The 9,464-nt window shown below is 62.6% G+C and carries 10 protein-coding genes; 6 read left to right on the forward strand and 4 right to left on the reverse strand.

Features of this window, described 5'->3' with window-relative positions:
• Positions 1-536: MMPL family transporter (locus tag QOC89_RS12330; RefSeq protein ID WP_323045266.1), on the forward strand; the 536-nt coding region annotated here is incomplete at its 5' end.
• Positions 537-554: 18 nt separating this feature from the next.
• Positions 555-1,505: a protein translocase subunit SecF gene (gene secF / locus QOC89_RS12335; protein WP_179736202.1), complete on the forward strand. Its 951-nt coding sequence runs from the start codon at positions 555-557 to the stop codon at positions 1,503-1,505.
• Positions 1,506-1,597: 92 nt separating this feature from the next.
• Here secF and QOC89_RS12340 read toward each other — a convergent pair whose 3' ends face one another.
• From QOC89_RS12340 to QOC89_RS12355, 4 genes are all read right to left on the reverse strand, one after another.
• The gene (locus tag QOC89_RS12340) at positions 1,598-2,875 is read right to left on the reverse strand and encodes an MFS transporter (RefSeq protein ID WP_323045267.1); all 1,278 of its coding nucleotides are present in this window, start codon (positions 2,873-2,875) and stop codon (positions 1,598-1,600) included.
• A gap of 293 nt (positions 2,876-3,168) precedes the next feature.
• A complete protein-coding gene (locus tag QOC89_RS12345; protein WP_323045273.1) occupies positions 3,169-3,738 on the reverse strand; it encodes a YceI family protein in 570 nt (189 codons plus the stop codon).
• A gap of 76 nt (positions 3,739-3,814) precedes the next feature.
• Positions 3,815-4,378 carry a YceI family protein gene (locus tag QOC89_RS12350; protein WP_179736196.1) on the reverse strand — a complete coding sequence of 188 codons (564 nt, stop codon included), beginning with the start codon at positions 4,376-4,378 and terminating at the stop codon, positions 3,815-3,817.
• Positions 4,379-4,386: 8 nt separating this feature from the next.
• The gene (locus QOC89_RS12355) at positions 4,387-4,947 is read right to left on the reverse strand and encodes a cytochrome b (protein ID WP_323045268.1); all 561 of its coding nucleotides are present in this window, start codon (positions 4,945-4,947) and stop codon (positions 4,387-4,389) included.
• 404 nt (positions 4,948-5,351) lie between these two features.
• On the opposite strand from QOC89_RS12355, the gene QOC89_RS12360 reads away from it, so the two are divergent.
• The 4 genes from QOC89_RS12360 to QOC89_RS12375 are packed head-to-tail and all read left to right on the forward strand — an operon-like array spanning position 5,352 to position 9,150.
• Positions 5,352-6,110 (forward strand): paraquat-inducible protein A, encoded by a 759-nt coding sequence (locus QOC89_RS12360; protein WP_323045269.1) that lies wholly within the window; start codon positions 5,352-5,354, stop codon positions 6,108-6,110.
• A gap of 7 nt (positions 6,111-6,117) precedes the next feature.
• On the forward strand, positions 6,118-6,768 hold the full coding sequence (locus QOC89_RS12365; protein WP_323045270.1) for a paraquat-inducible protein A: 651 nt from the start codon (positions 6,118-6,120) through the stop codon (positions 6,766-6,768).
• Entirely contained in the window at positions 6,761-8,419 is a 1,659-nt protein-coding gene (locus tag QOC89_RS12370; protein WP_323045271.1) for an intermembrane transport protein PqiB, read from the forward strand. The genes QOC89_RS12365 and QOC89_RS12370 overlap by 8 nt, the downstream gene beginning before the upstream one ends.
• Positions 8,416-9,150, forward strand: coding sequence for a PqiC family protein (locus tag QOC89_RS12375; protein ID WP_323045272.1), 735 nt, complete (start codon positions 8,416-8,418; stop codon positions 9,148-9,150). The genes QOC89_RS12370 and QOC89_RS12375 overlap by 4 nt, the downstream gene beginning before the upstream one ends.
• The last annotated feature ends 314 nt before the right edge of the window (positions 9,151-9,464 follow it).

Here is a 9,464-nt window from a genome sequence, read left to right on the forward strand (position 1 = left end):
TCGCGCTCGCGCTCGGTATGGCAATCGACGCGAACGTGCTGATCAATGAGCGCGTGCGCGAAGAACTGCGCCATGGCGCCCCGCCGCAACTGGCAATCCAGAACGGCTACGCGCATGCATGGGCGACCATTCTCGACTCGAACGTCACCACGCTGATCGCCGGTCTCGCGCTGCTCGCCTTCGGCTCCGGCCCGGTGCGCGGCTTCGCCATGGTCCACTGTATCGGCATCCTGACGTCGATGTTCTCGGCTGTGTTCTTCTCGCGCGGTATCGTCAATCTGTGGTACGGCGGCAAGAAGAAGCTCAAGTCGCTGGCGATCGGTCAGGTGTGGCGTCCGCAACCGGAAGGTATCGACGGCGCCGCCGCCTACCTCGGTAGCGAAGATGCCGCGACCGACACAGCACGCGCCGTCGCCGCGGCAAGCGCCAAGCCCAAGGCGAAAGCCGGGGCCCAGGCGCGCGCCAAGCCGACCGTGCGCCGCCGCGACGCGTCCAATGCGTCGAACACGCCGCAGAAACCGGGTTCATCCCGCTGAACCCCGGAGAACAAGACCATGGAATTTTTCCGTTTTCGCAAAGACATTCCGTTCATGCAGCGTGCGTTGATTTTCAACGCAATCTCGCTCCTGACGTTCCTTGCCGCTGTGTTCTTCCTGGTACATCGCGGACTGCATCTGTCGGTGGAATTCACCGGCGGTACGGTTATCGAAGTGCAGTATCCTGGCGCCGCGCCGCTCGAACCGGTGCGCGGCACGCTCAACAAGCTCGGCTATCCCGACGCGCAGGTGCAGAACTTCGGCACCTCGCGCGACGTGCTGATCCGTCTGCCGCTCAAGCAGGGTTACACGTCGGCGCAACAGAGCGATCAGGTGATGAGCGCGCTGAAGGGCGAAGACGCCCAGGTGCAGTTGCAGCGCGTCGAGTTCGTCGGCCCGCAGGTCGGCAAGGAACTCGCTACCGACGGCCTGCTCGCGCTGGCCTGCGTGGTGGTCGGCATCGTGATCTACCTGTCGTTCCGCTTCGAATGGAAGTACGCGGTGGCTGGCGTGATCGCGAACTTGCACGACGTGATCATCATTCTCGGCTTCTTCGCGTTCTTTCAGTGGGAGTTCTCGCTGTCGGTGCTGGCCGCAGTGCTGGCGGTGCTCGGCTACTCGGTGAACGAATCGGTCGTTATCTTCGACCGGATTCGTGAGACCTTCCGCCGCGAACGCAAGATGACCGTGATCGAGGTGATCAACCATGCGATCACCAGCACCATGTCGCGCACGATCATCACCCACGGCTGTACGCAAATGATGGTGCTGTCGATGTTCCTGTTCGGCGGCCCTACGCTGCACTATTTCGCCCTGGCGCTGACAGTGGGCATTCTGTTCGGTATCTACTCGTCGGTGTTCGTCGCCGCGGCGCTCGCGATGTGGTTCGGCGTGAAGCGCGAAGATCTGATCAAGGACAAGAAGGAACGCGTCGATCCGGACGATCCAAACGCAGGCGCGCAAGTCTGATCGTGCCGCAGGCAGTCATCTGACTCGAACGCAATAAAGAAAAGGCCGGTTCTCTCGAACCGGCCTTTTACGTTTACCGCCTCTGCCGGGCTTTATTTGAACCCAAGCTTACGGCGCGCCGCCATCAGCGCCACCAGACTGATCGCCGCGGCAAAAATCATGTAGTAGCTCGGCGCAGCCTTCGAACCCGTGAAGCTGATCAGCCACGCGATGATGAACGGCCCGAAGCCGCCGAAGATCGTCACGGCGATGTTATAGGCGAGCGACATGCCGGTGGTGCGTGTCTGCACCGGGAACATCTCCGAGAGCAAACCCGGCAGCGCCGCGAAGTAACCCGTCATCAGAAAGCCGAACACGATCTGCAGCGCGATCAGCGTGCCGAAGGTCGGATGCGCGACCAGATACACGAAGGCCGGGTAGATCAGCACGAGAAGCAGCAGCGCCGAGAGCAGCATGATCGTGGTGCGCCCGTGGCGATCCGACAGATGGCCGATCAGCGGCGAGAACACCATCTGGATCAGACCCGTCAGCGCGATCGCCGCGAACGCGACCGACGGCGCCAGCCCCAACTGCTTCACGCCGTACGTCGGCATGAACAGCACCAGATAGGTCGACACCGTACCGAGCACCACCACGCCGATCGCAATCACGAGGCGCAGCTTCTGGCTGGTAAAGGTATCGCGCAGTGGCGTGGTGGTTTGCTCCGCCGCGAGGAACTCGGGCGTTTCGTCGAGTTTGGTGCGGATGTACCAGGCAACCGGCCCGATCAGCAGGCCGAAGAAGAACGGCACGCGCCAGCCCCACGAGCCCATCTGTTCCGGCGACAGCTTGCCGGTCAGCAGCACGCCAAAGCCGGCTGCGAGCAGCGTGGTAAGCCCTTGGCTCGCGACCTGCCAACTCGCGAAAAAACCACGCCGCCCCGGCACGTGCTCCGCGAGAAAAGCCGTGGCGCTGCCAAACTCGCCGCCCGCTGAAAAGCCCTGCATCAGGCGCGCCAGCACGAGGATCACGGGCGCGGCGAGGCCGATGCTCTGATACGTCGGCAGCACGGCGATGATCAGCGTGCCGCACATCATCAGCAGGATCGACAGCGTGAGCGCCGCCTTGCGTCCGGCGCGATCGGCGTAGGCGCCGATCACGATCGCCCCCAGCGGCCGCATGAAAAACGACACGCCGAAGGTGCCGAGTGTCAGCAGCAGAGAGACCGTGTCATTACCCGCCGGGAAAAACAGCTTCGCGATGACGACCGCGAAAAAACCGTACACCACCAGATCGAACCATTCCAGCGCGTTGCCGATCGAGGCGGCCACCACCGCGCGCCAAGAATTCTGCCGGCTCCCCGCCAGGCTTGCCGCTGTCGTTGCATTCATACAGATCTCCAGTGCGCGTGAAATATTATTTACGTAGGTTCTACCCCGAATATTGCCCGAACTGGATGCGCGCACAACCAATGCGGTGCCAGCGCTCTATGTACATGAAAAATTAAAACGGCGCGAGCGGCAAATACGCAGCGGCCGCCGCGCAAGGCTGCCGGCGTTTCAAGTGGGCCATAAAAAAACCGCTTCGTTGCAAAAGCGAACGAAGCGGTATTTTTGTTGCGGCGCAACGCGCCACGCTCACAAGCGGCGGTTAAACGCGCATACGCCGAGGCTCCTTAAAGCTCTTACTGCTTGATGCCTTCGGACTGAATGTGCAGCTTGGTATCCATGCTGAAGCCGTACTTGACGCCGAAATCCATGCCGTAATCAGCGCGGCTGAAATGAGCGCTCGCTTCCACGCCGCACACTTCGCGCTTGAGCACCGGGTGTTGCATGCACTTGAACGATTCGATCTTCAGATTCAGCGGTTTGGTTATGCCACGGATCGTCAGGTTGCCGATCACTTCAACCGGCTTGTCGCCGTCAAACTTGATATCGGTGCCTTTGTAGGTCACCGACGGATACTTGGCGACGTCGAAGAATGCGTCCGACTTCAGATGCTCGTCGAGTTTGCCGTTGCCGGTATCGATCGAAGCCGGGTCGACCGTGACGTCCACCGTGCCGGTTTTCGCGGCGCGGTCGAGCGTGACCGTGCCCGAGCTCTTGGTGAACTTGCCGCGCCACACCGAGAGGCCGCCGAAGTGATCCGCCTCGAAGCTCGGATACGTGTGAGTCGGGTCGAGCTGATAGGTGTCCGCAGCAGCAAACGCGCCGAGCGAGAAAGCAGAAGCCAGTGCGCCGACTGCGATCAACAGGGATGTTTTCAATTCATGCTCCTTGTGGTTCCGGAAATTGAAGAATTGCGGTTGCGCCCGAAGAGCGCCGCGAACGTCACTTGCGTGCTGCGACGATATGAAATTTGATCACCACGTCATCGGCCACCACCGAGGTGTCTTTCCATTCGCCCGTGCCGATGTCGAATTGCGAACGCTTGATCGGCAACGAGCCGTCGAACGTTTGCGTCGCGCCCTGCTGGGCGACCGTGACCGGCACCGTCACCGTCTGCGATTTACCCTTGATGGTCAGCTTGCCGGTGACCTTGAACTGATTGCCGCCGGCCGGCGCAATCGCGCTCGATACGAAGGTTGCGGTCGGAAAGGTCTTCGCGTCGAACCAATCCTTGCCGCGTACCTGGTCGTTGTAGCTTTCGTCGCCAAGATCATAGCTGCCGACGTCGATGCTGAACTGCGCACTGCCCTCGGCCGGTTTTGCCGGATCGAATTTCACTTGCGCGGTGAATTTACCGAATTTGCCTTCCACCGGTACGTTCATCTGCTTCGAGGTTGCCGTCACCGAACTTTTAGCGACGTCGACCTGCGCGAGCGCGCTGCCCGCCGCGGTCAGCGAAGCCGCCGCGAACGCGGCGAGCATGTAGCGATAAAACGAAACTTTCATGGTTGTCCTTATTTGATGAAAGGGAGCATGCGTGACAGCAGCCCATCGCGGTCGAGCCATTGATGCTTGAGCGCCGCCCCGACATGCAGCGCGACCAGCACGAGCAAGGTGTAATTCAGCGTGACGTGCACGTTCTTCAGCAGCTCCTTGAGCTGCGGGTCCGGTGCGATCAGGCGCGGCAGCGGAATCAGACCGAGGTACACCACCGGCACATTGGCCGCCGAGCTATACAGATAGCCGGAGACGGGAATCACGATCATCAGCACGTAGAGCAACAGATGCATGAGATGCGCGGCGCCGCGCTGCCAGGCCGGGATGCGGCGCGGCAGCGGCGGGGCCGCGTGAGTGGCCCGCCACAGAATGCGCAGCACGGCGAGCGCGAACACCGTCACGCCGATCCATTTATGCCAGGAGAAGTAGCGCAGTTTGGTAGGCGTGAAGCCGGGGATGTCGGTCATCACCCAACCGAGCGAGAAGCCGCATACGATCAACAGCGCGATCAGCCAGTGAAAGGCGATGGCAGTCCGCGTGTACGACTCCCGGCCGCCGAAAGAAGGATTGAGTGCCATGACAGGTGAACGCAAGCTAAGAGAGGTTAACGGCGCAGCCGGTCCTGCTATTCCACACTGCCCATGCGTGCTGCATGGTGCGACTCGAAAGGAAGCATGGCGGCTGCGGCACACGCCAAGGCCGCCATGCTACCGCAAGCGGAAAAAGCTGGCGCCCGACATGTGTCAGACGCAAAGTTGCCCCGCCCCAACGATATTGAACAATTGGGGACGGAGGCTGTCAGACCCACAGCGATTTTGTGTAAGACTGGTCTAAACGCCGACAGCGCCCGGGCCTCGGCGGCAACAGGTGCAACGGCGGCCTGATGTCAAAGCGCGTTTGGTACTATTGGCCCCACGCTTTCTCCAGCCTTGCCCTGAAACCGGCATTACACGCCTCTCTCACGTCGTTAGCCCGTTGCCGTATGGAACAAGACAACCTGATCGCGTGCCATGAATGCGATACGCTGTTCCGCAAGCCCCGGCTTGTCGGGCGGGCATCCGCGCGCTGTTCGCGGTGCGGCGCGACGCTCTATCGCGGCGTCTCGCGCAAGCTCGACAGCATCTGTGCGATGACGCTGGCCGCGCTGATCACCTTCATCATCGCGCAGGCCTTCCCGATCGTCGAACTCGAGACCAACGGCATTACCTCGCAGACCACGCTGTTCGGCGCGCTCGTCGCGCTGTGGGGCGAGGAGATGCAGATCGTCGCGGTCATGGTGTTCTGTTCGACCATCCTGTTTCCGCTGACCGAACTGGTCGCGCTGCTCTACGTGCTGATCCCGCTGCGCGCCGGCTACGTGCCGCCTGGCTTCAACCGCGTGTTGCGCGCGATTCAATTCGTGCGGCCGTGGGGCATGATCGAGGTGTTCATGCTCGGCGTGCTGATCACCATTGTGAAGATGGTGAGTCTCGCGCGCGTGATTCCCGAGGCCGCGCTATTCGCGTTCGGCGTGCTGACACTGATGATCGCGGTGGTCGTCACATTCGATCCGCGCGTGCTGTGGGATCTCGCCGACGACATGGGCGAACGCGGTCAGCGACCGCTGCCGCGCACCGCCGCGGACAGTGCGGCGGCGGCTATCGGCTCGCTTGCCGGGCCGCCCGCGCCGCCTGACGTGCATGGCGCGGCGCAATCCAGCGCGGCGCAATCCACCTTGCCGCCGGCGCCGCATCAGGGATGAGCACACGATGAAATACATGACCGCGAAACGCGCGGGTCTGGTTGCTTGCCACGCGTGTGGACGCGTCGAGCCACGTATCCGCTCCGTCACGCCGCAGCATTGCGGACGCTGCGGCACCCACCTCCATTCGCGCAACCCCGATAGCCTGATGCGCACCTGGGCGCTGCTGATCGCCGCGGCCTTGCTGTATATTCCCGCGAACCTGTTGCCGGTGATGCATACGGCGTCGCTGCTCGGTTCGGAAGACGACACCATCATGAGCGGCGTCGTGTACTTCTGGACCTCGGGCGACTGGCCGTTGGCGGTGATCGTGTTCATCGCCAGCATCATGGTGCCGATGCTCAAGCTCAGCGTGCTGGTGCTGCTCACCGCCACCTGCCAGCGGCGCTCGCGCTGGCAACCCGAACAGCGCACCACGCTCTACCGGATGGTCGAACGGATCGGGCGCTGGTCGATGCTCGACGTGTTCGTCGTCACGCTGACCGTCGCGCTGGTCCGCTTCAAGTCGCTTGCTGTGATCACGGCCGGGCCGGGCGCGATCGCCTTCGGCTCAGTGGTGATTCTGACGATGATGGCATCCATGCAATTCGATCCACGGCTCATCTGGGACAACGTGGAAGGCAGTACTACAAAACCTCAGGACCTCGACCATGACTAGCCCGCCAGGACCGACGCCCGCCTCCGACGCGCCGCGCAACGATTCGAACGGACCAAAGCTGCCCCCCGAACTGCCGGACCCGGACATCGAGCCGCGCAGGCGCTGGTTGCCCTCGCTGGTCTGGGTGATTCCGCTGATCGCCGCGCTGATCGGCCTTGCGCTCGTGATCAGGTCGGTGACCGAAAAAGGTCCGACCATCACGATCACGTTCACCAGTGCCGAAGGCCTCGAGCCCGGCAAGACCAAGGTCAAGTACAAGGACGTCGACGTCGGCTCGGTGAAGACCATCACGCTGTCGAAGGATCTGTCGCATGTGCTGGTTCAGGTGCAGCTCACCAAGGAAGGCGAAAATTTCGCGGTCAAGGATTCGCGCTTCTGGGTGGTGCGCCCGCGGGTGGGCGCGAGCGGCGTATCCGGACTGACCACGCTGCTGTCGGGTGCGTACATCGGCGCGGACGCCGGGCACTCGCCGGACACCGAGAAGAACTTCGTGGGCCTTGAAACGCCACCGCCCATTACCGGCGACCAGAAGGGCCACCAGTTCATCCTGCACGGCGATTCGCTCGGCTCGATCGACATCGGCTCGCCGATTTTCTACCGGCGCGTGCAGGTCGGCCAGGTGGTCGGCTTCTCGCTCGACAAGGACGGCACCGGCGTGACGATGCAGGTCTTCGTGTCGGCGCCGTTCGACCAGTACGTCGGCACCAATTCGCGCTGGTGGCATGCGAGCGGCGTCGATCTGCGGCTCGACTCGAGCGGCTTCAAGCTGAATACGCAATCGCTCGCGACGGTGATCGTCGGCGGTCTGTCGTTCCAGTCGCCACCGGGCCAGGGCGTGGGCGCGCAGGCGCCGAACAACATGACGTTCCGTCTCGGTTCGGATGAAGCGGACGCGATGCGCGAACCTGACGGCGTGCCGCAGCGCGTGGTGATGAACTTCAACCAGTCGCTGCGTGGGCTGTCGGTCGGCGCGACGGTTGATTTCCGCGGCATCGTGCTGGGCCAGGTGACCAACATCGGCATCGACTACGACCCGAAGACGCGCAGCTTCACGATGCCGGTGACGATGAACATCTATCCGGATCGTCTCGGCAAGCGTTTCCGCGAGACCGCGCCGGTACCGGGCAGCCTCGCGGGTCAAACCATGCTGCAACAGCTCGTCAAGCATGGGTTGCGCGGCCAGTTGCGCACCGGCAATCTGATTACGAGCCAGTTGTACGTGGCGCTCGATATTTTCCCGAAGGCGCCGCCGGCCACCGTCGACGTAACGGGCGATCCGATCGAGTTGCCGACCATTCCGAACTCGCTCGACGAGCTGCAGGTGCAGGTTGCCGACATTGCGAAGAAGCTCGACAAGGTGCCGTTCGACCAGATCGGGTCGAACCTGAACAGTGCGTTGAAGAACGCTGACCAGCTGTTCACGCGACTCGACAAGGAAGTCGTGCCGGAGGCGCGCGACACCCTGGCTGCGGCGAAGCAGACCTTCGGGTCGGCCGAGGCGACGTTGCAGCAGGATTCGCCGTTGCAGTCGGATGTTCATCAGGCGTTGCAGGAATTGACGCGCACGTTGCAGTCGCTGAATGCGCTGTCGGATTATCTGGAGCGTCATCCGGAATCGCTGTTGCGCGGTAAATCAGGAGATAAACCATGATGTTTGCCCGGCTCCCCCGCCCGCCGCGCGGGCTTGTGCGCGGCGCTGTGTATGTCGGCGCTCTGGCCGGATTGGTGGCGATGGCGGCGTGTTCGTCGCCGTCGAGCCGGTTTTATACGCTCGGCGCGGACAGCGCGAGGTCCGGTGCCGCGGGTTCTGCGGCCCCGGTCAGTGCGCGCACTGCGGCTGCGCCGGCGTGGCTGATCGAAGTCGCGCCGATCGATGTGCCGCCGCAGGTGGCGAAGAATCAGCTTGTGGTGCAGACGGGACCGACGCAGGTTCAGGTGCTCGAGCAGGAGCGATGGGCTTCGTTGCCGGGCGACGAGATCCGGCGCGCTTTGTCGACTAGCCTGACGCAGCAGCTCGGCACGATCGACGTGTATGGCACTGCTTATCCGGATACGACGCCGGTGTATCGGGTCAGCATGAATGTGCAGCGGTTCGAGTCATGGCCGGGGTCACATGCGCTGATCGATGCGGTTTGGAGTGTTAGGGCTGTACGTAGTACTGCTGTGATGACGTGCCGGAGTGTGGTGAGTGAGCCGGTTAGTGGCGGGTATGACGCGCTTGTCGAGGGGCATCGGGCCGCGTTGCAGCAGGTTGCTGTGCAGGTTGCCGGTGCGGTGCGGGGGATGGCGGCGATTCCGCCCAGGAGTGGCTCCAGCGCTGGGTTTGCCGTGCCGGCGTGTCCTTCTGGTGGTGTCGGTGGGGCTACCTCTGCCGGTAGTTGAGCGCGGGTTTTGCCTGATCGGCGCTTTGGCTGGTTGCCTATCGTGTGGGCCTTTCCTTGTTTTCTTAGTGGTCTATTAGCGTCGCCCCTGTGCGGGGCGGCACTTACTTTCTTTGCCGCGGCAAAGAAAGATAAGCAAAGAAAGCCGCTCACACCGCTAATTCTTAAGCGGGTCCCCCGCGCAGTCGCGGTAGTGGTGCATCTGGAATCTGTGCCCTCGCACGTTCGACGTAAGTGACAAGGGCGTCATACTTCCCGCCTCGCACTGCGTGCTCGCCGGAACGGGCCACTGAAAACCCGGGGCTTCGTTCCTGC

This window comes from Paraburkholderia sp. (assembly GCF_034668105.1).
Taxonomy (GTDB): Bacteria; Pseudomonadota; Gammaproteobacteria; order Burkholderiales; family Burkholderiaceae; genus Paraburkholderia.